The 23,524-nt window shown below is 60.3% G+C and carries 17 protein-coding genes, 4 pseudogenes and 1 riboswitch; of the genes and pseudogenes, 8 read left to right on the forward strand and 13 right to left on the reverse strand.

Annotated features, from left to right (window positions below; all coding sequences use genetic code 11):
• Window positions 1–2 precede the first annotated feature (2 nt).
• Window positions 3–899 (forward strand): phosphorylase family protein, encoded by an 897-nt coding sequence (locus J5N58_RS21970; protein WP_113486063.1) that lies wholly within the window; start codon window positions 3–5, stop codon window positions 897–899.
• Between the two features lie 533 nt (window positions 900–1,432).
• Here J5N58_RS21970 and atzF read toward each other — a convergent pair.
• The 7 genes and pseudogenes from atzF to J5N58_RS22005 all read right to left on the reverse strand — a co-directional run bounded on the left by atzF (window position 1,433) and on the right by J5N58_RS22005 (window position 11,044).
• Entirely contained in the window at window positions 1,433–3,232 is a 1,800-nt protein-coding gene (gene atzF, locus J5N58_RS21975; RefSeq protein ID WP_244713079.1) for an allophanate hydrolase, read from the reverse strand.
• On the reverse strand, window positions 3,232–6,768 hold the full coding sequence (uca, locus tag J5N58_RS21980; RefSeq protein ID WP_113443873.1) for an urea carboxylase: 3,537 nt from the start codon (window positions 6,766–6,768) through the stop codon (window positions 3,232–3,234). Before uca ends, atzF begins: the two co-directional genes overlap by 1 nt.
• Window positions 6,768–7,421, reverse strand: coding sequence for an urea amidolyase associated protein UAAP2 (locus J5N58_RS21985; protein ID WP_112831261.1), 654 nt, complete (start codon window positions 7,419–7,421; stop codon window positions 6,768–6,770). Before J5N58_RS21985 ends, uca begins: the two co-directional genes overlap by 1 nt.
• 14 nt (window positions 7,422–7,435) lie before the next feature.
• The gene (locus tag J5N58_RS21990) at window positions 7,436–8,263 is read right to left on the reverse strand and encodes an urea amidolyase associated protein UAAP1 (RefSeq protein ID WP_113443874.1); all 828 of its coding nucleotides are present in this window, start codon (window positions 8,261–8,263) and stop codon (window positions 7,436–7,438) included.
• A gap of 1 nt (window position 8,264) precedes the next feature.
• A pseudogene (locus tag J5N58_RS21995) lies at window positions 8,265–9,090 on the reverse strand (ABC transporter ATP-binding protein); the annotation flags it as partial.
• Window positions 9,087–9,905 carry an ABC transporter permease gene (locus tag J5N58_RS22000; RefSeq protein WP_112831264.1) on the reverse strand — a complete coding sequence of 273 codons (819 nt, stop codon included), beginning with the start codon at window positions 9,903–9,905 and terminating at the stop codon, window positions 9,087–9,089. The gene J5N58_RS22000 and the pseudogene J5N58_RS21995, both read right to left, overlap by 4 nt.
• Before the next feature lie 68 nt (window positions 9,906–9,973).
• The gene (locus J5N58_RS22005; protein ID WP_112831300.1) at window positions 9,974–11,044 is read right to left on the reverse strand and encodes a putative urea ABC transporter substrate-binding protein; all 1,071 of its coding nucleotides are present in this window, start codon (window positions 11,042–11,044) and stop codon (window positions 9,974–9,976) included.
• A gap of 78 nt (window positions 11,045–11,122) precedes the next feature.
• Window positions 11,123–11,230, reverse strand: a riboswitch (guanidine-I (ykkC/yxkD leader).
• 217 nt (window positions 11,231–11,447) lie between these two features.
• Between J5N58_RS22005 and J5N58_RS22010 the strand changes: the two are divergent.
• Window positions 11,448–11,695 (forward strand): annotated as a pseudogene (locus tag J5N58_RS22010) (hypothetical protein); the annotation flags it as partial.
• A gap of 298 nt (window positions 11,696–11,993) precedes the next feature.
• On the opposite strand, the gene J5N58_RS22015 reads toward J5N58_RS22010, so the two are convergent.
• The 3 genes from J5N58_RS22015 to J5N58_RS22025 are packed head-to-tail and all read right to left on the reverse strand — an operon-like array spanning window position 11,994 to window position 14,836.
• Window positions 11,994–12,722, reverse strand: coding sequence for a GntR family transcriptional regulator (locus tag J5N58_RS22015; RefSeq protein WP_244713081.1), 729 nt, complete (start codon window positions 12,720–12,722; stop codon window positions 11,994–11,996).
• Between the two features lie 37 nt (window positions 12,723–12,759).
• Entirely contained in the window at window positions 12,760–14,235 is a 1,476-nt protein-coding gene (locus tag J5N58_RS22020; RefSeq protein ID WP_162757462.1) for an MATE family efflux transporter, read from the reverse strand.
• On the reverse strand, window positions 14,201–14,836 hold the full coding sequence (locus J5N58_RS22025; protein WP_244713083.1) for a cysteine hydrolase family protein: 636 nt from the start codon (window positions 14,834–14,836) through the stop codon (window positions 14,201–14,203). Before J5N58_RS22025 ends, J5N58_RS22020 begins: the two co-directional genes overlap by 35 nt.
• 299 nt (window positions 14,837–15,135) lie before the next feature.
• Here J5N58_RS22025 and J5N58_RS22030 point away from each other — a divergent pair, with 299 nt between their 5' ends.
• Genes J5N58_RS22030 through J5N58_RS22055 form a run of 6 tightly spaced genes read left to right on the forward strand, consistent with a single transcriptional unit; the run spans window position 15,136 to window position 21,032 of the window.
• Window positions 15,136–16,254, forward strand: coding sequence for an ABC transporter substrate-binding protein (locus tag J5N58_RS22030; RefSeq protein ID WP_112831266.1), 1,119 nt, complete (start codon window positions 15,136–15,138; stop codon window positions 16,252–16,254).
• A 14-nt stretch (window positions 16,255–16,268) separates the two neighbouring features.
• A complete protein-coding gene (locus tag J5N58_RS22035) occupies window positions 16,269–17,321 on the forward strand; it encodes an ABC transporter ATP-binding protein (protein ID WP_113443877.1) in 1,053 nt (350 codons plus the stop codon).
• A 2-nt stretch (window positions 17,322–17,323) separates the two neighbouring features.
• Window positions 17,324–18,196 carry an ABC transporter permease gene (locus J5N58_RS22040; RefSeq protein WP_112831268.1) on the forward strand — a complete coding sequence of 291 codons (873 nt, stop codon included), beginning with the start codon at window positions 17,324–17,326 and terminating at the stop codon, window positions 18,194–18,196.
• Window positions 18,193–18,993 (forward strand): ABC transporter permease, encoded by an 801-nt coding sequence (locus tag J5N58_RS22045; RefSeq protein WP_112831269.1) that lies wholly within the window; start codon window positions 18,193–18,195, stop codon window positions 18,991–18,993. Before J5N58_RS22040 ends, J5N58_RS22045 begins: the two co-directional genes overlap by 4 nt.
• Window positions 18,994–19,009: 16 nt before the next feature.
• Complete coding sequence (locus tag J5N58_RS22050) at window positions 19,010–19,630, forward strand: cysteine hydrolase family protein (protein ID WP_113443878.1); 621 nt, start codon at window positions 19,010–19,012, stop codon at window positions 19,628–19,630.
• A 1-nt stretch (window position 19,631) separates the two neighbouring features.
• Window positions 19,632–21,032: a zinc-binding metallopeptidase family protein gene (locus J5N58_RS22055; protein ID WP_112831271.1), complete on the forward strand. Its 1,401-nt coding sequence runs from the start codon at window positions 19,632–19,634 to the stop codon at window positions 21,030–21,032.
• 181 nt (window positions 21,033–21,213) lie between these two features.
• Here the strand turns inward: J5N58_RS22055 and J5N58_RS22060 are convergent.
• The 3 genes and pseudogenes from J5N58_RS22060 to J5N58_RS22070 form a co-directional block, all read right to left on the reverse strand.
• A pseudogene (locus J5N58_RS22060) lies at window positions 21,214–21,916 on the reverse strand (IS6 family transposase).
• A 525-nt stretch (window positions 21,917–22,441) separates the two neighbouring features.
• Window positions 22,442–22,645: pseudogene (locus J5N58_RS22065) on the reverse strand (ISNCY family transposase); the annotation flags it as partial.
• A 226-nt stretch (window positions 22,646–22,871) separates the two neighbouring features.
• On the reverse strand, window positions 22,872–23,360 hold the full coding sequence (locus J5N58_RS22070; RefSeq protein ID WP_244713109.1) for a hypothetical protein: 489 nt from the start codon (window positions 23,358–23,360) through the stop codon (window positions 22,872–22,874).
• Window positions 23,361–23,524: the final 164 nt, after the last annotated feature.

A 23,524-nucleotide genomic window follows, 5' to 3' on the forward strand; every position in this document is an offset into this window, starting at 1 on the left:
ACATGACGCAGGATGTTTCTCTCTCCCCCATTCCGAAGACCGGACTGGCGATCATCACCGGCTCGGCCAATTGGGGCCTGGCCTTTCCCGAGGATGTCGGCATGCCCGGCGTCAGGGTGCTCGCCCGCGACCTCGCCTTCGAAACGCCTTATGGAGTCTCGGAGAACTGGAAGCTTCTGGAATTCGACGCCAGCATCACCGCCGAAGGCAGGACCCGCCAGGCCCTGTGCATGTATTCGCACGGCAATCCACGCGACCACATCGACCATTCCTGCCACCGCCGGTCCTTCTGGGTTCTGATGGAATCGGGCGTCACCCACGTCGTCGCCTGCTCGACCGTCGGGGCGGTCAACAAGGCGATCCAGCCAGGCGACATGGTGGTCAATGCCGACATCATCGAACTCACCCAGACCCCCTATTCCCTGCTGCCGGGCCGCCAGCGCTTCGATTGCTCCGGCAAGCAGATTGTCTGCCCGCATTGTGCCGACATCCTGGCGGAGACGGCGCGTGCGATCTGGCCGCCCGCCTGCCGCGTGCACGGGATCGAACAGGGGCTCGTCGCCGCCCATGCCTACGGGCCGCGACTGACGAGCCCAGCCGAAGCATTGGCCTTCCGCTCGATGGGGGCCGACATCATCAACCATTCGATCGCGCCGGAAGCGACGCTGTCGCGCGAAATCGGCGCCTGCTTCGTGCCCTGCGCCTTCGTGACCGCAGGCTTCAACGACTACATGGACCGCAGCCGGGGAAGCCTGCTGCAGGAGGATGTCCTGCCGAACCTGTCGATGCTGGCCTCCAGGGTTGCGCTAGAGACAGCTGCGCGAATTCCGAGCGACAGCGCATGTAGCTGCTCAAGCCTGAAGTCACCTCAGCCTGCTGAACGCTATGAACGATACTGACCGCGGGCCGATTGTCATCGTCCCTGAAAGACCGCTATGCTCATTTTGAACGCGGACATGAACGACGATCCGGCTCTTTAAGGGCTTCGAACCCGCGGCACGTCCTTTCTTTCCGGATTTTCTGGAGCATTTCCGGCGATAACGGAATCGCCTCAAATGCTCTATCTCTTTGGTTTCGCGCAATTCCGGAGCGCCTTCTGGAACCTGCTGCTCGGTTGACTGAGTCCCGTTCGCATCCGACACCTCCAGTTTGCACCAGAGATTCAGATTCATCGCGCTTTGGTAAGCGCCAAAGAGTCGGCATCAGAAAGACGCCGTATTATCTATTCGCAAAATAATACGGCGTTCGGCCAAACTCAATTGCACAAAGAGCGGGCCTCTACATCCTCCTGAAACCGTGGTCGCTATTGTCTTCGTTGCATCCTATGGCGGAACCATCTCATGCTGACGTTATGCAGCAGCGATCTTAACCGGAGGTGTCTTTCGAGCATTCGGGGGCAGAGAAAGAATATATCCGGTATTGTTTTCTGGGATTAGGCACGCGACTGGCGATAGGCTCTCCAGCCCCCGAAATGCGTGATGTCCTCAGCGCGTTGGAGCGCGTAAGGCTCGCAGAGGAAGCCGGATACCTGGCTGCCATCGTCGAGTGTCACTTTGCCGATGCCGAGTGGCGCCGGGATATTTTGAACGAAGCGCCCAAAAGTTGCGGGCGTGACCTTCCAGACTTCGACCTCCAGGCCGGGACCTGCGAAACCGGGTTCGCGGATCAGGCCCGGTTTCGGCGGCGTGGTGTTGGGCAGCACGAAAAGGCGGTAATCACCGGCCGTGCGGCAGACCTTCAGGAGTTTTCCACCCGAACTAGCCAGTTCGTGGTTGAGCGGCATGCCCGTCAGATGCGCGCCGACGACCATGATGGTGACGAGGCCGTCATCGGGTTCGGCAACCTTCGAGGCTTCCGGCAAGCTCACGGTCTTGTCCTTGCCCATGCCGGAGGCGCAAGCGCGGTGCATGGCGTCGGCAAAGGGTGCCAGCGCATCGTCCGAGAAGGACGGGCCGAAGAAGGTCACTCCACCAGGCAGGCCGTCCGAACCGAAACCGCCGGGCACGGCGATTGCCGCGTAGCCGAAGAGATTGGCGAAGTTGGTGTAGCGACCGAAATGGCTGTTCTTGACGATCGGGTCTGCGAGCATCGCCTCGACCGTATAGGTGGTCGGCGAGGTCGGCAGCATCAGCACATCGAGCTTTTCCCATTCGACAAGCGCCTTCTGGCGCAGATGCCCGAGCTTGTACTGGCCCTCGAAAGCCGCAACCGCATCGTAAGCCTTGGCGCCTTCGATGATGGTGCGCACCGTCGGATCGAAATCACCGGCATTGGTGCCGATGAAATCCTTCACCGCCGCCAGACGTTCGGCCACCCAGGGGCCGTTGTAGAGCAGTTCGGCGGCCTGGCGGAACGGCGCATAGTCGAAGGGAACGATCGTTGCGCCGAGGGATTTCGCCCGCTCGACCGCCTGATCGTAGAGGGCTTCCACCGCCTTGTTGCCGAAGAATTCGCGCTCGGCCCCTTCGAGGACACCGATGCGAAGACCAGTGCCCGGCAGGGCGGCCGGGACGGCCTTGCGGGAATAGGGATCGCCCGCGTCATAGCCGTCCATGACCTTGCGAATCGCGACACCATCGCCGACGGTCGCGGCAAAGACCGTGACGACATCGACGCTGCGGCAGGCCGGCACGACACCAACATTCGGTACGAGGCCGGGTGTCGGCTTGATGCCGACGAGGTTGTTGAAGGCGGCGGGCACGCGGCCCGAACCGGCGGTATCCGTGCCCAGCGCAAAGCTTGCGAGACCCGCCGCAACTGTAACCGCCGAGCCGGACGAGGAGCCACCGGAGACATAGGCCTTGTCGAAGACAGAGCGCGGGGCTCCATAGGGGGAGCGCGTACCGTTGAGGCCCGTGGCGAACTGGTCGAGATTGGTCTTGCCGATGACGAGGGCGCCAGCGGCCTTCAGTCTTGCAACGACCGTGGCGTCCTTCTCCGGCTGGTAGGCGAAGGCCGGGCAGGCTGCGGTGGTCGGCAGGCCGGCGACGTCGATATTGTCTTTCACCGCGAAGGGCACGCCCCAGAGCGGCAGACTGTTCGGCTCCGGCGCGCGCTCCATCAGGGCCTTTGCGGCTGCCCTCAAGTCATCGTCTGGCGTCTCTGTGATGAAGACCGCCGGATCGTCGGAGGCCTTGCGACGGGCGATCACCTCCTCGACGAGATCGAGCGGGGTGAGCCCACTGACATAGGCGGCCTTGAGCGAAGCGAGATCGAGAATAATCGGCAGCATTACAGATCCTCCAATACGACCAGGACATCGCCGGCCTTGACGTTGCGACCCGGCCCGGCACGCAGATCCCGGACTTTGCCGGCGGCATGGGCGGTGACGGTGATTTCCATTTTCATTGACTCTATGATGGCGAGCGTGTCGCCAGCCTGCACGGACTGACCTTCCTCGACCAGCAGTTTCCAGACATTACCGGGCACGGCACTTTCCACTCCGAAGCAGCCTTCGGGGATATCGCCGCCGAGGCTTGCCCCTGCGCCGTCATCGACCTGGAAGCTGTCGAGCCCCTCGTCCTTCCAGCGCTGTCGCTCTGCCTCGAAGGCCGCCTGCTGTCCCTGCTTGAAGGCGCCAATGCTTTCCACATTGCGGGCCATCTCCGCCTCGTAATCGGCGTAGGAGAAGGTGCCCTCCTCGATACGGATCGGGTAGCCGCCATGCGGGAAGGCGCCGCGCGCTTCCGTCAGTTCCTGATGGCTCACGGGGAAGAAGCGGATCCGGTCGAAGAAGTCGAGCAGCCAGGGCTTGTCCTTGGCAAACACATCCGTTTGCCGCCAGGTGTTCCACACCTGGATCGTACGGCCGAACAACTGGTAACCGCCCGGCCCTTCCATGCCGTAGACGCACATATAGGCGCCGCCAATGCCGACCGCATTCTCCGGCGTCCAGGTACGGGCGGGATTGTATTTCGTCGTCACCAGCCGGTGGCGCGGATCGATGGGGGTTGCCACCGGCGCGCCGAGATAGACGTCGCCGAGGCCCATCACGAGATAGGAGGCGTTGAAGATCGTGTCCTTCACCGCCTGCTCGTCGGGGAGCCCGTTGATGCGACGGATGAACTCGATGTTCGACGGGCACCAGGGCGCGTTGGGGCGCACGAGTTCCTGATACTTGCGCATGGCGAGTTCCGCATCCGGATCGTTCCAGGACAGGGGCAGCCAGACGGTCCGGCTCGGCACCTTGACGGCGGAGACCGGAGGCAGGCTTTTCTCGATCTCGGTAAGGGCAGCGAGGAGTTTCGAGCGCGACAGCGCGGTGCTGTCATAATGGATCTGCAGCGAGCGGATGCCGGGTGTCAGATCGATGAGGCCCTGAAGTCGTGCCTCCTTCACGGCCTGCATCAGCAGATGGATGCGCATGCGGATGCCGATGTCGAGCTGCATCGGACCGTATTCGACCAGCAGATTGTCATCCCCCTGGCGGCGGTAGACAACGGGGAGGCTGCCTGCCTCTGTCGCTCCGATCACCGCCGACCCGGCTGCTTCGGATACGCGCTTCACCGTCGGCCCCGCCAGCGGATCGCTTGCTCGGGCCACGGCATAAAACCGGATCTTATCCCCCGGCTTGAACTGACCCATCTTCCACTGCTCGTCGCGGGCGATGACCGCCGGGCAGACGAAGCCGCCGAGGCTTGGGCCGTCGGGGCCGAGGATGATCGGCATGTCGCCGGTAAAATCGATTGCACCGACAGCGTAGGCATTGTCATGCAGGTTGGAGGGGTGAAGCCCTGCCTCGCCTCCATCGGCGCGCGCCCATTTCGGCGCAGGCCCGATCAGCCGCACGCCGGTACGGGCCGAGTTGAAATGCACCTCATATTCTGTCGAGAAAAGTGTCTCGATATCCTCCTCAAGGAAGAAGTCGGGCGCGCCATGCGGACCGTAAAGCACGCCGACAGACCATTCGCGGGTCAGTTCCGCCGGCTGCGTTGCCGGCAGCACATCGGCCTGGCTCCGGCGCGCCAGCCGCAGCACATGGCCAGCACGCAAGGTGCCGGTGGCATTGCCGCCGAACTGGCCGAGGCCGAAGGTGGCGCGGGAACCCATGACCAAGGGCGCGTCAAAACCGCCTGATACCGCCAGATAGGCGCGCTGGCCGGCACCGCTGATGCTACCGATGGCCAGGGTCTGGCCGGCCTTGACCTGGACCGCCTGATTATGGGGCAGTTCGACACCGTCGAGCTTCATCGGCATCACCGCTCCGGCGAGCGCGATCACGGTATCGGAGAAGAATTTCAGTATCGGCCCCGAGGCGGTTAGCTCCAGGGCCGCCGTATAATCATGATTGCCGACGAGACGGTTGGCATGGCGGAAGGAACGTTCGTCCATCGGGCCCGACGGCGGTACGCCGACATGCCAGAGACCCAGACGGCCCGGCAGTTCCTGCAGGCTCGATTGTGCGCCGGGGGCGATCACCTCGACGACATCCGGCACGAATTCGAAATCCTTCAAGGCCGTGGTCGCAACATCGCCGCTGCGGAACAGGCCCGAGGCGGCGATGGTCTTCAGGTATTCGAGATTGGTCTCGATGCCCGCAAGCGCGGTTTTTTCCAGCGCGGACGATAACGCCGCAATGGCTGCGGTACGATCCGCGCCCGAAACGATGACCTTGGCGAGCATGGGATCGTAAAAGGGCGTAACTTCGGTTCCGGTCTCCACCCAGCCGTCAACGCGGACGCCATCGGGAAAGACCACTTCCGTCAGCAGACCGGCACTCGGGCGGAAACCGGCATGGGGCATTTCGGCATAGACACGCGCCTCGATCGCAGTCCCCCTCGGTACGAGGTTTTCCTTGCCGGTCAGCACATCTTCGCCAGCCGCCTGACGGATCATCCATTCGACCAGATCTACACTGAAGACAGCTTCCGTCACCGGATGCTCGACCTGCAGACGCGTGTTCACCTCGAGGAAATAGAATTCTTCGCGGGCGGGATCATAGATGAATTCGACGGTGCCGGCGGAGGCGTAAGCCACCTGCCGCCCGAGCGACACGGCGGCCGCATGCAGGCGCTGGCGCACCGCATCGGACAGCCCTGGGGCCGGCGTTTCTTCGATGACTTTCTGGTTCCGGCGCTGCAGGGAGCAGTCGCGTTCGCCGAGCGCGATCACCCTGCCCTTGCCGTCGCCGAAGATCTGCACCTCGACATGACGGGCCTGGGAAACGAAGCGTTCGAGATAGACGCGGGCGTCGCCAAAACTGGATTTTGCCGTGCGTTGAACGGTGTCGAAGGCTGCGGCAAGAGCCTCCACACTGTCGCAGAGTTGCATGCCGATACCGCCGCCGCCCGCCGTCGATTTCAGCATCACGGGATAGCCGATCTCTGCGGCCGCAGAGAGCGCCTCTTCCCGGTTGGCAAGCAGGCCGGAGCCCGGCAGCAGCGGCACGCCGCTCGCTTTCGCCAGCTCACGCGCGGTGTGCTTCAGGCCGAAGGCGGAGATATTCGCGGGCGTCGGGCCGATGAAGGTGATGCCTTCCTCCTTCAGCCGTTCGGCAAAGCCGATGTTCTCCGAAAGAAAACCATAGCCGGGATGCACGGCTTCGGCACCGGTCTGCCGGCAGGCGGCGATCACGGCATCGATGTTCAGGTAGCTTTCGCTGGCAGGCGCCGGTCCGAGGCGCACCGCCTCGTCCGCCATGAGCACGGCTTTCGAAAAGCGGTCGGCATCGGAGTAGACCGCAACGCTCGCGATCCCCATCTTGCGCAGCGTCTTGATGACGCGCACGGCGATCTCGCCGCGATTGGCAATCAGAACCTTTTTGAACATCAGGCCGCCTCGTCGTCCCAGACGAGCACCCGGATCGGGGTGGGATCAAAGCCGTTGCAAGGGTTGTTGATCTGCGGGCAATTGGAGATGACGAGCAGCACGTCCATCTCCGCTTTCAGCTCGACATAGTCCCCGGGAGCGGAAATGCCGTCGACGATGGTCATTTCGCCGGAGGGTTCGATCGGCACGTTCATAAAGAAGTTGATGTTCGGCACGACGTCGCGCTTGCTCATGCCATGTTTGGAAACCTCGATGACAAAGTTATCGCGGCAGGCATGCAGGTATTTCGTGTAGTGGCCGAAGCGCACGGTATTGCTCTCGCAGGAGCAGGCGCCTGCGGAGGTGTCGTGCCGGCCACAGCTGTCGGCGGTCACCGTCAGCATCACCCGGCCTTCGTTGGAGATCACCTTTGTGCCGGTGGAGATATAGGCCGCGCCCTGCTCGCGCATGGTGTCCTGGCTGGAATAGCGCTCGGAGAAATCATGGGCATTGTAGAACAGCGTATCGACGGCCTGCTGGCCGTAGGTGTCCTCGATACGCACCACCTGGCCTTGTCTGATGAAGGTCGAGAAAGGCGCTTCGGCGGCGATGTAGTGGTCCTGCGCGGTATTGGAGAGGGTACGGGCGGGAGATGTCTGCTTAAAATTGGTCATGGTCGCCTCTCCTCTCACAGGGCCGCGGAGGTGTTGTTTTCAAAGCCACGGATGGCTTCGGCAGTCGCGGTTCGGCACAGGTCGTCGGCAGCCGGCTCGATGGCGGCGATCCGCGTAATACTGACTGGACTGGGCGCATAGACCGGGTTTGGGTCGAGTGGGTGCGGGCAATTGGAGAAGCCGACGATCATGTCCATCTCGGCACGCAGATCGACATAGTCGCCATTGGAAACGAGATTGGGTTTCCACTCGAATTTTCCATCGGCATCGACACGGACGGGTGCGAACAGGGCCAGCGCTGCCGGAACGTCGCGCTTGTCTAAGCCCGCCTTGGTGGCGATCAGCACGAAGTTGTCGCGGGTGTTGCGCAAAGCCGGACCATTCTGCCCGGCATATTTCTTCGCGTTGGAAGAGGCGGTCGATCCGCCCATCAGCACGTCATGCGCGCCGCAACTGTCTTCCACGATGGAAAACATCACCTTGCCCATGTCGGAGAAGATCACCCGGCCTTTCCCGAGACCTGTCGTCCACTGCACCTTCACCGTATCGGGCAGGTTCATGCGCTCGCTGGGGTCAGCGGCATTCCAAGCAACGACGGAAACGGTCGAGAAGCCTTCGTCGAGCGCCACGCGCAACACCTCGTTAGCCTTCACGCGCGTCCACCAATACCAGCCGCCGGGCAGCTTTTCCTGATGAACGATCTGGCCGGCTTCAATGGACGGCGCAGGTTTCCCGCTCTTGCCCGGCAGTGTCTTGGGCGCAAATTCCAGCCCCTTTTTCTGATGTTCCTCGTAGCGCGCGCGGTTTGCGGCAATCTCTTCTGGTGAACGTCTGATATGCATGTTGATCTCCAGTGGTTCCGTTGGTCGGGTCGTCCCGGCTATTGACCCTTTGAGGAGACCGGGCCGTCCCGGTCGGGGCGAAAGATGGAAGGCACGCCCGCCCGTCTCGGCGGCCAGATGGCAATATCTTTGGTGATAGTCGCGCCATAACGCAGCTTCTCTTCCGGGCGGTCGCGTGACCGCTCGAAGGCAACGACACGGGTGGCAAGCGTGAAGGCTTCACGCATGTCATGCGTCACCATCACCACGGTCATCGGCGCTTCGTGCCAGAGTTTTTTCATCAGCGTATGGATCTCGGCGCGGATGCCGGGGTCGAGCGCGCCGAATGGCTCGTCCAGCAGTAGCACCTTGGGCCGCACGATCAGCGCCTGTGCCAGAGCCAAACGCTGCTGCATGCCGCCCGAAAGCTGGGCAGGATATTTGTTCTCGGCCCCCATCAGGCCAACTGCCGCGATCATCGCGCGGGCCTCTTCCTCTACCGCGCGACGTGCCGAACCGAACAGGCGACCAGCCACGCGCGAGGCTTTCAACTCCCTGCCAAACATGACATTGCCGAGCACGGTCAGATGCGGAAACACCGAGTAGCGCTGAAAGACGACGCCGCGATCCGGCCCCGGCTCCTTCGGCAGAGGCTCGCCATCCAGCAGTATCTTGCCCTTGGTCTGGGTTTCCTGCCCCAGCAGCATGCGCAGGAAGGTGGATTTGCCGCAGCCGGACGGACCGACGAGCGCGACGAAGGCGCGAGAGGCAATCTCGATGGAGACGTTCTCCAGCACGATCTGGTCGCCATACTCCTTCCAAACATTCTGGATCGAAAGGGCGCTCATTTGCCCTTCTCCAGTTCCGACCAGGGGAAGACGGCGATGCGCAGGCGATCGAGCAGGATGTCGGTCACGACGGCGAGCAGCGTGATCCAGATTACGTAAGGGAAGATCACGTCCATCGAGAGGTATCGCCGCACCAGAAAGATGCGGTAGCCGAGGCCGCTATCCGAGGAGATGGCTTCCGCCGCGATCAGGAACAGCCAGGCAGGGCCGAGTTGCAGGCGAAGCGTTGTGATCAGCCGCGGCAGGATCTGCGGCAGCACCACCCTCAAAGCAATCTGCCAGGAGGAGGCTGACAACGTTTCAGCCTTCACGATTATTTCGCGCGGCAGCGATATCGCTGTCAGTGCCAGATCACGGATCATGATCGGCGTCACGCCGATGGCAATCAGCGCAATCTTGGAGGTCTCGCCCAGCCCCATCACGATGAAGAGAATGGGGAGCAGCGCCAACGGAGGAACCATGGAAATGGCACCAACGAAGGGGGACAGGGCTGCCCGGGCGTAGGGGAGGATGCCGATCACGAGCCCCAGCAGGAGTGCGATCACGGTGGCGATGCCAAGCCCGGCAAAGAGTCGCCCGAGACTGGCCCAGGTATCCGACCAGAGCAGATAGTCGCCGGTTCTGACATCGCGGGTGAAAGCCATGCGGTCAATCGCTTCCCCGAGGGCAGCGAAGCCGGGCAGCAGCTTGTCGTTCGGGTTTTCGGCAAGTCGTTCCGCCGAGCCGATCATGTAGGCTGCAAGCACCAGCACGAAGGGCAAGAGCACGAGCGTCAGGCGCGCGCCATTTCCGGGATGAGCATTGATCCAGCGCATCGACCACTCCAGGATTTCAGGAAGGCGGGCGTCGTCCGGAAGACACCGTCAACCGGACGGCAGTGGCCTCAAAGCGCACCCTTGGCGGCGGCATCCATGTAGGTGGTGGTGAAACGGAACTTCACGTTTTCCTTGTCGCCGAGTACCGAGCCATCCGCCAGTTCGATGCCGATGACATCGGCAGACGGCGCACCGCTTCCGAGCAGGCCCTTTTCAAAGAGGAAGTTGCGGACGAGATCCATGGTCTTCGACAGGTCCGGAGAGGCTGTGAAGGTGACCGCATCGGCCGGCTTGTCGAAGAGCTTGGTTGCTGCCATCTGCGCCTCGAAGCCGGCGAGATCCGTTCCGGAGGCCGTGCCCATCGCTGTCCGCGCGGCCTTGCCCTCGTCCGTCTGCGCCGTCATGACGGCCATGGTCTCATACCAGATGCCGGCCAGCGCCTTGCCGAAGTCGGGATTGTCCTTCAGCACATCGGTGTTGGCAACCATCAGGTCGATGATTTCGCCCGGGATCTGCGAGCTGTCGAAGACCTTCTTGGCGGAGGCGTCTTCGAGGATGGAGGAGACCAGCGGGTTCCAGGTGACGACGGCGGTCACGTCAGGGGTCTGATAGGCGGCAACCATGTCGGCATCCGACGTGTTGACCACCTTCACGTCACGCTCGGAGGAGCCGATGCTCTCGAGCGCGCGGGCGAGCAGATAATGCGAGACCGAGAACTCGACAAGATTGACGTTCTGGCCCTTCACATCCTCGAGCTTATCCTTGCCCTTGAGGATCAGAGCGTCGTTGCCGTTCGAGAAGTCGCCAACGATGACGGCTGTCGTGTCGACGCCGCCGGCGGCCGGGATCGAAAGCCCGTCCATATTGGTGAGCGTCACCGCGTCGAAGGCACCGGCGGTATACTGGTTCATCGATTCCACATAGTCGTTAAACTGGGTGACCTCGATATTGATGCCATATTTGTCGGCCCACTTCTTCACGATGCCATGGTCGGCGGCGTAGCCCCAGGGCATCCAGCCCACATAGATGGACCACGCCACTTTGAATTCCTTCTTGGGCGCGGCATAGGCGCCAAGCGGCGCAGCGAGAGCAAGGGCTGCCACCGAAAGCGTGGCGAGAAATTTCGAAATGGTCCGCATTGGATATTCCCCTTCTTGAGCGATCTTCAGAAAGGGATCGGCATGAACCATCGCGCCGCCAATCCCTTGGCTTACGAGGTCTCCCGGGCTTTTGTCCCGCCGTGCACCCGGCGGGATGTCTCCCCGCCGGTCGCCGCTCTCGGACCAGTCGCACGTGATCGTGCCGGAACCCTAGCCGCTAACTCTGGAATATAGAAAGCAAACCTCATGCCAATCTTCAAATCGCCTCTTTTCCATCACCGTCAGCACGTTCAACAAAGAAGTGGGGGAGAGTTGCACACAATCGAGACATTATTGCCTATTTTTCATTCTGCTGTGCGCGCAAGCAAACTCCTCTTCGACCGTATTACCTAGTCGAACACCCGCTCTTCGCGATAGTTCAACGGCGGCGTCAACACGCCCAGCTTGGCGTACTGTGATCCAACGCTACGGCATCTATAATCCCTATACCGGCCGAGGTGCCATCAAGGGCCTGCTGCCGCAGGGGCTGCATAATCTTCGGGATATTCTGGCAACGCATATCCTCAAGCGGACCGGCTCGTATGAGCAGCCAGCTATGCCATTCCGTACACACCGGACGTGATTCAGCAGCACTACGGCCGGTTCCTGCCGCAGGACAAGGCGGCACTTGCGGCGAAAATCCTCAACTAAGTTTGGGAAGCCCATAGCCACCCGGATAATAGCTGATCCGCATCGCCCCATCAGATGCAAATCGGGCGTATAGGTTTAGGTGCTACGAAGGCTGTAACTGTGGCTCGGTTCTACCTCTTGGGAAACCCGTGCCAAGGCTGCAAATGATCGCACCGCGGCGCTCGCTGCAAAGCGACGCGTCCATGAGCACGCCTAGAGCAACGGCGTTGCCTTCCAACCGGGGCTCTCTCGCACAATGATCTATGAGCCTATCCCGATAACTTACATCGCAAAGTCTTTAGTACGTGAGGTCAAGCCGTTAGATTTCAACAGAATTGCCGCCGGCGTCTTTAAGGCCCGCATATTCCTCATAGGAATCCTCGACAGTCAGGATGTGCCGGCGCATTGATTCCGCTGCAAGCTCGCGATTGCCCTGCAGGATGGCGACGAGGATTGCGTCGTGTTCCTTGTAGGATTTCGCCAGACGCCCTGCAGTCAGGAACTGCGCACGACGGAAAGGCGAGAGCCGTCGACGCGTCGCAAGCGTGATTTCGACCAGATAGGCATTGTGGCTGCCAGCATAGATCGCCGCATGGAACTTCTCGTTGAGCACATGATAATGGCTCGGGTCGTTCTCCTTTAGGATCTGTGCCAAACCTTCATGGATGGTTTCCAGCGTGCGGCGTTCAGAAAGACTCATATGCGCAGCCGCTAGGCTTGCGCAAAGGGCTTCCAGCTCAGCCATCACCTGGAACATCTGCCGCAGATGCTCGGGAGAAGGCCTCGTGACGATGGCGCTGCGATGCGGCCGCGTTTCAACCAGTCCCATTGCGGCGAGATCCCGTATCGCCTCACGCAAGGGTGTCCGCGACACGCCATAACTTGCGGCGATCTCGGTCTCATCCAGCGCCATTCCGGGCGACAGCTTGCCGTCAACAATGTCGTCGGCAAGCCGCGCGCGAACTTCCTCGGCGCGTGTCAGCTTACGCCGCGATCCGGTTTCCTTGGCCGGGGAAATGTCCCCGCCCACCTTCAGGCTTTTCTTCATTATTGCATCCAAAGGAGCTATCTTCCTGCAAGTATCCTTACGTCGGACTTATCATCTTGCGCAACACGTCTCGACTTTCGCGTGTAACAACCGAACCATCGGCGGAGGCAACTGCGCGGCCCGTCATATATGTCCAGCGCAGGAGCAGGCAACACGCGACGCTGGTAATGCTGGCCAATATGCCAAACCAGACACCGATAACGCCGAAATCCAGCCAAAGGGACAGAAGAAAGGCCGTCGGCAAGCCGATCAGCCAGTAGCCGCAAAGGCCCACGATCATCGGCACTCGCGTATCCTTCAGGCCACGGAGCGCACCATTTGCTGCCGATTGAATTCCATCGAATACGAGGAAACCGGCCAGGATCAGGATCAGCTGCTGCGCCAAGGGCTCTATGGCTGCGGAATCTACTGTATCGGCACCGAGAAGCAGATCGATGATCTGCCGGGAGGCCAGGAAGAAAAGAGCGCCGAAAAACGCCATCACACCGGCCGCCGTCATCAGGGAGATATTTCCGGCCAATCGCGCAGCAGCCGGCCTGCCGGCACCGAGATGATAGGCGACCCGCACGGTCGTTGCCTGACCGATGGCGATGATCGGGTTAAAGGCGATGTTGTTCAGCGTGTAGACGATCTGATTAGCGATGATCGCAACAGTCCCGAACCCACTGGTAATCAGCGTCAGCACCAGAGTCATGCCGAGCTCTGCGGCGTAAATGAGCGCGATCGGCCAGCCGATCTTCCAGACGTCTCGCAGCGCTTGCGTGGCCTTTCTCGAGGCATTGCAGATGGTCGAAGCAGGCAGATGTCCGGTGAGAAGGGAATAGGCGGTCAATCCGGCGGCGATCAGCCACCAAGCAATGGTGTAGGTGATGCCGGCCCCCGTCAATCCGTATCCGGCGAAACCGAAGCCGCCGAATGTCAGTGTGGAGAGCGCCGGCACATAGAACACCGCACCGATCGCAACCGATGCCATCGTCAGCCAGGATTTCCCCGAAACTGAGAAATAGAGACGGATCGGCACGATCCAGAGTATAGCCGGCACGGCCCAGGCCGCCATGGTGACGAACTGGTCGACATCGTGCAGGATATCCGCCTCGACGCCGAACGGCTGAAGAATGGCCGGTAGATTGAGAAGAATGGCAACCGACAGAAGCGACAGGATAAGGCTCGCCAGAATGGCCCCGCCGAAAGCATAGGCCGCATCGTCGCCGCCCTGCCCTTCCGTCTCGCTTTTTCCCCTGGCGGCGGCCATCAGCGGATGCGCGCCCGCAATCACGCCCTGTGACACGACGACAAGCACCTGAATGAAGACGGCGCAAAGGCCACTCGCCGCAAGCGCGGAGCCGCTAAGGCGCCCAAGCATGACGCTCGCCGCAAGGCTCATCACAAGCTGGCTGGCCTGAGCAACCGCAAGCGGAGCTGCGATACCCACGAGGGACCGCAGCTCGTTTCGTGCTTCGTGGGTCATGCCTTGGTGATCAGGCAGCAGCAGCGGCCTGCGCGGCGAAGGCATCGATGACCTCCTGCGCATTGCGGCGGGCTCCGGCCTGCAGATATTCCATCGCCACCAGTGCCGCGTCATGTGCAGCCTGACTGGAGCCCGAAACGCAATCCTCGATGACGCGGCAGTAGTAATCCCCCTGATGTGCATCGACGAAGCTGTAATGGATGCAGACATCGGTGAAACCGCCGACGAAGAACAGCGTCTCGGCCTTCACGGCCTTGAGCAGGATTTCCATCTCGGTGCCATAGAAGACCGAATAGCGACGCTTGGTGATACGCAGGTCATCCGGCGTCATTTCCATCTCCTCGACCGGGAAAGGCGTACCCGGCGAGCTTTCGAGGCAATGGATGCTTTCCGAGCCATCCAGCTCACGGCCGAAATCGATCAGGCTGTCGCGATGCGCTTCCTGCACGAAGATGATCGGGATACCGGCCTTGCGGGCAGCATCAACAACCGATTTCGCACGCCAGTTGCGCTCGATGTGATCGCCCATAAATTCAAGACGGGATGCGGTCGGCCGCGGCATGAAGCCCGACTTTTGAATATCAACGACGATCAGGGCAGCGCGCCCGACGATCATGGGCTTCGGGACGATCGGATTTCCAGACATCAGCTTCACTCGCTTGCTTATAACAGAGACCGGCACCCCTTTTTTGACCTGAAAATTCGAGCAGCAGGGGCGCTTACCGTCGCGATTATACACGCCGGATTTAAGTATGCAATATTGCATACAATAAGCCTATTATTTATGCATATGCCCATTTTCCCTCAAAATTCAGGAGAATTTAAGCACCTTCAGAAACCGGCATAATCAAATTAAATATATGATTATATTGTATTTTTATTACTGGCACGCCCATTGCATAGTCCTTGAACATCCATCCAAGGGGAAAGTTAGGAGAACACAGTATGGCATCCAGAAAGCCCGCATCGCCTTCCGGCCAGAATATGAACTCAGCGGTTTCGCGCCGAACGGTCCTGAAGGCGGCCGGCGGCCTTGCCGCGGCAGCGACATTCGTCTCCGCGCCTTTCGTGCGCCCCTCCTATGCCGCAACCACGCTCCGCGTTTCAAACTTCGGCGGCTTCTTCGAGCAGGCCTTTGCAAAGGACGTCTACCCGGCTTTCACCAAGCAGACCGGCATTGCCGTCCAGTCGATCCCGCAGTCGGGCAGCGCCCAATTTCTCGTCCAGCTCGGCCAGGCCATCCAGGCGGGCTCCGCTCCGATGGATGTCTGCTGCGCCGGTCAGGCAGACGTCATCCGCGGCCGCCAGCGTGGCCTCTGGGCAACGGTCGACAAGTCCAAGTTGAAGAATGTCGGCAATCTCATCGACGGCTTCCTCTATGAAGACGGCGGCAAGGTCGATGGCGTCGGCGCCATGGCCTGGTACATCACCCTGATCGCCAACCCGTCCGAATTCGAAAAGCTGCCGGATAGCTGGACCGAGCTCTGGAAGCCACGCGCTTCGGCTTGGGGCCTGCAGGGTGGCGGCACCAGCGTGCTGCTCGACATCGTAGCTTCCGTCTATTTCGGCGGCCCGTCCGTGCTCGACACCGAAGCCGGCATCGACAAGGTCATCGCCAAGATCGGCGAGCTGAAGCCGAACACGAAGCTGTGGTGGACCGACGAAGGTTCGATGCAGAGCGCCTATCAGAACGACGAGGTCGTCGGCGGCATGTATTTCCACGACGTCTCCATGATAATGAAGAAGGAAGGCACCGACGTCGCCTCGATCTTCCCGAAGGAAGGTGCAGTCCTCGGTTACAACGCCTGGTGCGTGCCGAAGGTCGGCGAAGTCAGCGATGCCGCCATCGCCTTCCTTGACTGGAGCGCCACGCCGGAGTGCCACGAGCTTATCGCCCGCAATGTCGGCGCCGCTCCGCTGATCGATAAATCGAAGCTCAACCTGACCGAAGACGAGTTCAACGCCGTCTCTGGCACCGGCAAGCCGATCGTTGTCGCTTCCGCCGCCAAGGTGAAACACGCCGACTACATCTCCGCGCAGATGCTCAAGATGCTCGGTCAGTAAGTCTGGACGGAACGATGCAAGGCCTGGAAATTTCAAACCTTACGAAGTCCTTCGGCACGAACACGGTCGTCTCAGACGTCTCGCTTGCGATCGAACAGGGCAAATTCGTCTGCTTCCTTGGTCCGTCAGGCTGTGGCAAGACGACCCTGATGCGCATCATTGCCGGTCTGGAGCAACCGACTAGCGGCACAGTGCGCCTCGACGGTCGCGACATAACCGGCGTCCCGACCAATGAGCGTAACTTCGGAATGGTGTTCCAGGCCCTTGCCTTGTTCCCGCATCTCGATGTAGCCGGCAATATCGGCTACAGCCTTCGCTATCGCACGATGGCAAAGCATCACAAGCAGGAACGGATCGGCGAGTTGTTGAAGCTCGTCGATCTGCCCGGCATGCAGTCGCGCCGGGTCGACCAGCTTTCCGGCGGCCAGAGGCAGCGTGTCGCGATCGCCCGCGCATTGGCGCAGGAGCCGCTTCTCTTCCTGATGGACGAACCGCTTTCGGCGCTCGACGCCAAACTGCGCGACCACATGCAGGTCGAACTTCGGCAGCTACAGCAGAAGCTGAAGATCACCACCATCTTTGTCACCCACGACCAGCGTGAGGCGATGACCATTGCCGACCAGATCGTCATCATGGCGCATGGCAAGGTGCAACAGGTCGGCAGCCCGGTCGAGATCTACCGCAGGCCGATGAACCGCTTCGTCGCCGATTTCATCGGTCAGAGCAATCTTGCCGAAGGCACTTTGGTCGATCGCGAGCATGTACGGATCGGGGAAACCATCGTCAACACCAGCCCCGCTCCTTCCCGCTTCAATCCCGGCGACAAGGTCACGATCTGCGCTCGCCCGGAAAGCACGCTTCTGTCGCGCCCTGAAGCCGGCAGCATTGTCCCGATCGCAACCGTGACCTTCGTGCGCGACCTCGGCTCCAGCGTCGAGGTGTTTCTCGACAGGAACGGTAGGCAGGTCGTCGCCTCGCTTGCCCCTTCCGTCTGGGCCGAGCTCGAAGGCTCAGAGAAATTTGCCATCTCCTTCGCACCGGGTTCGGTGACTGTTCTGGAGGACTGATCATGTCACTCGTCTCCGGGCAGGGAAGCTTGGACCGTCAGCGCCTCTCGGTCATGACCGGCCTCGCTTGGCCCTTCTTCATCATCGTCGCCTTTTTCGGCGTGCCTTTCCTGCTTCTCCTGCGCGTCAGCGTTGCCCGCCTCGATCCGGCCTATTATCAAGGCAGCGGCTGGTCGCTGGACGCGATGGCAAGCCTGTTTCAGCCGATGGTGCTTAACGGGCTGACCTTTTCACTCTGGCTGGCGCTGACAGTCGCGACGCTCAGCATGATCATTGCCTTTCCGGCCACCTGGTTCATCACCCGCATGAGCCGCAAGGCGCAGATCGTCTGGCTGATCGGCCTGCTGACGACGCTAGCGCTTTCCGAAGTCCTGATCACCTTCTCCTGGCAGATTATCCTGTCGAAACGGGTCGGCATCTCCAACGTCGCCGTTTTCCTCGGCCTGCTCGACCGGCCCGTTTCACTGACCCCGAGTTTCTTCGGCGTCGTCAGTTGCCTGATCTATGTCGTCATCCCCTTCAACGTGATGACGCTTTATCCCGGCCTGTCCCGTATGGATTCCTCTTACATGGAAGCTGCGTCCACCATGGGTGCCACCCCCATGCGGGCCTTCTTCAACGTGCTCCTGCCACTGATGCGCAAACCGATCGCCACCGCCTATCTGACAACAATGGTGATGTCGATTGGCGCCTATGTCGCGCCGCTCGTGCTCGGCGGGCCGGCTAACTGGACAATCGGCGTCATCATCAGTGAAGTCGCCAACTCCGCCCAGAACCTGCCTCAGGCTTCGGCCATCGCCGTCCTTCTCATGCTGGTCACAGGGGTGATGATCCTCATCATCAACAAGGTCGGTGGAAAGGGGTATACGTCATGAGCAGCTTCATCCAGATAACGCTGCGCCAGATCTTTCTGGTCTGCCTTGCTTTTTTCCTAGCGGCACCGCTGATCATCGTCGCCAGCGTCAGCTTCAACAGCACGGCGCAGATGACGTTTCCGCCGCAGAATATCAGCCTGCGCTGGTATTACACCTTCATGCAGGACCCCGCCTGGACGTCCGCCTTCACGCGCTCGGTCGGCATTGCGATTGCCTCCTCGCTACTGACGATCAGCGTCGCCTTCCCGATCGCCTATATCCAATGGAAGACCAATTCGCGTTACTCAAAGATCCTGGCGGGCATGGCCAGCGTTCCCTTCATCCTGCCGCCCGTCGTCATCGCAGTCCTGTTCCTTTTGTTCTGGGGCACGATCAAGCATGTCGGCCAGATCGAGAACATTGTCATCAGCCATGCCGTGACCTTCATCGCCGTGCCGCTGGTGATGATCTCGCTCGGGTTTTCCGGCATCGATAAATCATTGGTCGAGGCGGCTCGCACAATGGGTGCCCGCGACAACGACATCCTGCGTACGGTCGCCGTACCCATGGTCCTCCCCTTCGTCGTTTCGAGCTTCATCTTCGTCGCGATCTTCAGCCTCAACGAATATGTCATCGCCTTCATGGTCGCCGGCTTCACCGCCGAAACCATGCCGGTGAAAATCTTCTCCAGCATGCGAACCGGCTTCTCGCCCACCATGTGCGTCGGCGCCGTGTTCTTCATGCTGATCGGCCTTTTCGGCTTCATCACCGTTGCCCGACTGGGCAATCTTCCGAAACTTCTCGGTGCACGTTTTTAAGTTCAAGGAGCAAACTATGCCAAAGAAGCAGAACCCCATGATCGTTGGCCAGCCAGTCCTGATCGTCGTCGATATACAGAAGGTCGCTTTCGAGGATGACGGAACGATCCCGCTGATGCCGGGCATAGTCGAACGCATGCGCAAGGCCCGCGCTGTCATAGACGCGGCGCGAGAGGGCGGAGTGCCGATCATTTTCCTGCAGGAGAGCCACCGCAAGACCGGCGTCGATTATGGCAGGGAAATGGATGGCGACGAAGACATGCACCTGCGCGAAGACTGGCCGGGCACGGCGATCGCCGCCGAAGAAGTCGGCCTGCGCGAGGACGACTACACGATCGTCAAGCGCCGTTATTCCGGCTTCATCGGCACCGACCTCTCCATTCTTCTGCGCGGCCTGAAGGCCGAGACGCTGATCCTTGTAGGCGGCCTTACCAATATCTGCGTGCACTATACCTTCGCGGATGGCCATCAGTCGGATTACCATTGCCGGGTCGTCGAGGACTGCGTGGCCGGCTCCTCCATCGAGGCGCATGAGGCAGCACTGAACAACATGGAATATCTTCAGCACGGCGCCCGCCGGACGGCCGCCGAAATCTGCGAAGCGTTTCTTGCCTTCAAAAAGGATAAGGCCGCCTGATATGCCGGACTATGAGACCCAGGATCGCCTGATTGCGGAAACACGCCGCATCTGGTCCGGCCTTGCCGCAGAGATCGAAGGCCTTTTTGCCGAAATGTGGAAAGTGCCGGAACTGCCGGCACTGGAATACAAGTCGCAGGCGATCCTTTGCGACTTCATCGAGCGGCATGGCTTTGCGATCGAGCGCGGTGTCGGCGGTGTGCCGACTGCCTTTCTCGCCCGCATCACCAATGGAGACGGACCAAAGGTCGGCATCCTGGTCGAATATGACGCCCTGCCAAGCCTATACAATGACGCGGTTCCCTATCGCAACGGCAATCGCCGCAAACCGGGTCACGGTTGCGGCCACAATCACATCGGCCCGGCTAATACCGGCGCCGGCATAGCGGCCGCAAAGGCGATGATCGAGCTTGGCCTTGCCGGCGAGATCGTCATCGTCGGCTGTCCGGCTGAGGAGATCGGATGGGGCAAGCTGGCCCTGCAGGCAGCCGGCGTCTTCTACGGTATCGACCTCGTGCTGACCTCGCATGGCGATTACCAGAACGGCTCCCTCGCGCGGCCCTGCCATGCCATGGCAAGCGGTGAATTCAAGTTCATCGGCGAAAGCGCCCACGGCGGCAAAGTTGCCAATCGCAATGCGCTTCTCGCCGCCGAAGCGGCTTATGCGGAATTTGATCGACTGCGCCAGGACGTGCCCGGCCTACAGTTGAAACATGTCTATCGTTCGGCCGGCATTACCCCCGGCGTGACGCCTGAGGAAGTTCGCCTCTGGTCTTCCGTCCGCCACCACGACTTCGACATGGTTCAAGCGGGCTACAGTTTGATGCATGACACCTATAGCCGCATCGCCGCCGAACAGGGCGTCGAACTGGTTGCCGAGCAGATCGCCAATTGCCGCGGCTATCTCGGGAATGACACCGTCGGCCGCGTTCTCGACAAGTGTCTCCGGGAACTTGGCCCGCCGCGCTGGACGAAAGCCGATATCGCCTGGATGGAAGAACTATCCGCCGCATGCGACCCTGGAAAACCGTTCAAGCTGCATCGTGAGCTCGACTACTTCGACACCGGCATCGATTATTACGGCCAGGACGATGGCGATATCAGCTGGCAGATTCCGCTTGGCCGGGTCAATTGGGCCTATCCGGACAACGTGCCGATCCACCACTGGGCATGGACGGCGCTTTCAGGCCACCCGTCCAGCAGCCCCGGCCCGCTGATGGCATCCGAGGCGCTTGCCATGGGGACGATCGCCCTTTTGGCTTCGCCGGAAACGGTTTCCGCCGCCAAGGCGGAACTCAGCCAACGCACCGGCGGCAAGCCTATTCCAGCACCGGCACCCACCATCTCCGACGTGCTGGCAAACGACCCGCAATCCTTCTGGGACGCGACCTGGGCGCGCTGAGCACAGAGTGCCGCTCGGAATGACTTACTATTTGCCAGAAGGTCTGGCTCGCTCGGCACCCGCTGCGCAATCTGGAAACGCAGAAGTTGAAAGTCGACTGGGACGCATACGTCAAAATGATAAATGCAGGAGTTGTCACGTTATCGAGCTGTGATCAAACCATGCCCGCGGCTCTCTGGGATCACGCAGCCGCGCCGGTCACGGCTTCCAATGCGCTATTTCGCGGATGCGGTGAACGTGAGTGGCAAGGGCGGATCGTTTTTGGTGTGGGGCGACGAAGAGATTTCGGAGCATCGAAAAGATCGAGATGAACCGCTGCAAGCTGGCGGCTGATCGGAAACCCTCATCGTCCGTTCCCGCTTTCGCAGCGGCAAGATGAGAATTTTCCGCTCGATTGTTGAGACCCTGGGGGACCCGTGTTCGACAGCCGGCATAACGTCACACTTGGCCGCGCCGTACGAACGGAGCTTGTCGTTGATGATCCGTTTGGGCGGCATGCCTGCTTTCTTCAGTAGCCTGATCCGCAATCGCTTCGCGGCTTTCGTATCGCGCCGGCTTTGAACGATCTCGTCGAGAACATAGCCGTCCTGGTCAACGGCACGCCAAAGCCTGTGTTTGCGGCCAGCGACGGAAACCACCACCTCGTCCAGATGCCAGACGTCCCGGAGCGACGGTCGTCGGCGACGGATTTGTTTCGCGTAGGCCGGTCCGAATTTCCGACCCCATCGGTGGATCGTTTCATACGAGACAATGATGCCGCGCTCCAGCAGCAACTCCTCCACCAAGCGCAGGCTCAGCGGGAACCGAAAGTACAACCAGACCGCATGGGCAATGATCTTTCGCGGGAAACGGTGACGCTTGTCGCTGATGGCGGAATTCTTCATCCCACCATCTCTACGCCCCGCAAACTGACAGCAGGTTTATGTGAAAACACCGCCGCACCACAATATCTTGATCTTGCTGAATAAAAATGGTGCTGCTTGCAGACAGGAGCGAACGGTTCTCAAGGCCAATACCCTGTTCTCCGAACGAATGCAGCGAAAAATCGATATAGCCGAGAAAGCTCGGCTTCTGCAGATCCGAATTCCGCTACCTATTCAGCAAATTAGCAGTTCTTTCCCTTAACAAGAGAACAGGGAAAACGCGTTGGTAACAGGGAAACAGATAGACAACCGACATTTTCATGGGCGAGCAAAAGTGAGCTGTATTGGCTGATCCTTTGTTGCAGAGACCGCTACGCCACTTGTCAAAGCTGGATAGGGCTGCGACGGTGGTGGCCAGTTAGAGATGTGCCACTGGCTGTGATGGTTAGCCCCCGATCCGACCGGGTGGGCCGGATTGAAAGGGAGGAGCGAGGGCGGGTGGGACGCACCCCTCGGCTTTAGCTTTGAGACTATGTCCACCGCCATTCATTCGGCCGCTTCCATCCGGGCCAGGGCCCGCTGCCGTTTCGCAATCACCTGCGGATCGTTCATGAAGTCTGTCCGCCGGCCAGGCTTACGGCCACGCTTCTGATAACCATTGCTCTTGCTGCCATCCGGTATCCCAAACATATGATCCGTCTGGCCGGTTCGGCGAGGGCCGCTCTTGCTGCGCTGCTGCTCGCGCCCGGCGTCAGCCAGGCCACGCATAAGCGCAAACCCGATCCCCTGGGACTAGCCTGCCACAAGGCGCACTTGCCGGTCAGATTGAAGAGTTGGCCACGCATGACTGGTCTCTCGTTTATCCGTTTCTGCCATCGCAACAGATCTCACGCGCCGCCAACGACAACAGGCACATCCCGTAAAGTCCATAATACCCAGTGGCAACGGGCGAGCAGATAAAGACGCTGGAGCCAAATCAAACTGATCTGACTTCTGCTTCTATGAGCCCCGTATCAGTTAATGGAGATACCGCAAACGTCGAGTTGCTCTTGCTGAGTGCACCGGGCGCAACGCATCGGTAGCGGCTCTTGTTGCAGCAGAACTCGAAGCGCCGCCTGCAGATCCCGGAGCTTGCGACCAGCACGCGATAACCGTTTACGAACTCATCGAGAACCTCGAGTTCCCTTCCCCATGCCCAGCCGCCATAACGGGTACCGCGATCCGAACGCAGCACGATTTCGAAGTAGTGCCCTCCACCGGCCTCTCTCATCCTGAACACGAGATCGAGATTGTCTTCATCGCCTGCATCAAATTTTCCCGCAGACAACCTGAGATGGGCGATTTTCGCCTCGGCCAGTGCTCCGATTGGATAAAATGGCTGGCCCCTGAACCACATGAATTCGCTGATCGCATAACCTACGTCATCGGCACGCTGGTAAGGTTCTGCCTGAAATGAAAACGTCAAATATGAATTATGAAACGGCAAATGGTCCATTCTTGCTCCTCGGACGAACAGCGGCTGACCGATCCCGCTTTCCGTGTTTCTCCCCCCCTGCGTACACAACCTATACGATGCAATCATCAAAGCAACGCAAAATCGTATTACGATGCCACTTTCAATTTTTCATA

It is taken from the genome of Paenirhizobium cremeum, from assembly GCF_022884085.1.
Classification (GTDB): domain Bacteria; phylum Pseudomonadota; class Alphaproteobacteria; order Rhizobiales; family Rhizobiaceae; genus Allorhizobium; species Allorhizobium cremeum.

What these genes read in the sequence shown, in the direction of transcription:
- J5N58_RS21970 (WP_113486063.1), top strand. Translation starts at nt 3, where the DNA reads ATGACGCAGGATGTTTCTCTCTCCCCCATTCCGAAGACCGGACTGGCG.
- atzF (WP_244713079.1), bottom strand. Translation starts at nt 3,232, where the DNA reads ATGCTGCCGATTATTCTCGATCTCGCTTCGCTCAAGGCCGCCTATGTC.
- uca (WP_113443873.1), bottom strand. Translation starts at nt 6,768, where the DNA reads ATGTTCAAAAAGGTTCTGATTGCCAATCGCGGCGAGATCGCCGTGCGC.
- J5N58_RS21985 (WP_112831261.1), bottom strand. Translation starts at nt 7,421, where the DNA reads ATGACCAATTTTAAGCAGACATCTCCCGCCCGTACCCTCTCCAATACC.
- J5N58_RS21990 (WP_113443874.1), bottom strand. Translation starts at nt 8,263, where the DNA reads ATGCATATCAGACGTTCACCAGAAGAGATTGCCGCAAACCGCGCGCGC.
- J5N58_RS22000 (WP_112831264.1), bottom strand. Translation starts at nt 9,905, where the DNA reads ATGCGCTGGATCAATGCTCATCCCGGAAATGGCGCGCGCCTGACGCTC.
- J5N58_RS22005 (WP_112831300.1), bottom strand. Translation starts at nt 11,044, where the DNA reads ATGCGGACCATTTCGAAATTTCTCGCCACGCTTTCGGTGGCAGCCCTT.
- J5N58_RS22015 (WP_244713081.1), bottom strand. Translation starts at nt 12,722, where the DNA reads ATGAAGAAAAGCCTGAAGGTGGGCGGGGACATTTCCCCGGCCAAGGAA.
- J5N58_RS22020 (WP_162757462.1), bottom strand. Translation starts at nt 14,235, where the DNA reads ATGCCTTCGCCGCGCAGGCCGCTGCTGCTGCCTGATCACCAAGGCATG.
- J5N58_RS22025 (WP_244713083.1), bottom strand. Translation starts at nt 14,836, where the DNA reads ATGTCTGGAAATCCGATCGTCCCGAAGCCCATGATCGTCGGGCGCGCT.
- J5N58_RS22030 (WP_112831266.1), top strand. Translation starts at nt 15,136, where the DNA reads ATGGCATCCAGAAAGCCCGCATCGCCTTCCGGCCAGAATATGAACTCA.
- J5N58_RS22035 (WP_113443877.1), top strand. Translation starts at nt 16,269, where the DNA reads ATGCAAGGCCTGGAAATTTCAAACCTTACGAAGTCCTTCGGCACGAAC.
- J5N58_RS22040 (WP_112831268.1), top strand. Translation starts at nt 17,324, where the DNA reads ATGTCACTCGTCTCCGGGCAGGGAAGCTTGGACCGTCAGCGCCTCTCG.
- J5N58_RS22045 (WP_112831269.1), top strand. Translation starts at nt 18,193, where the DNA reads ATGAGCAGCTTCATCCAGATAACGCTGCGCCAGATCTTTCTGGTCTGC.
- J5N58_RS22050 (WP_113443878.1), top strand. Translation starts at nt 19,010, where the DNA reads ATGCCAAAGAAGCAGAACCCCATGATCGTTGGCCAGCCAGTCCTGATC.
- J5N58_RS22055 (WP_112831271.1), top strand. Translation starts at nt 19,632, where the DNA reads ATGCCGGACTATGAGACCCAGGATCGCCTGATTGCGGAAACACGCCGC.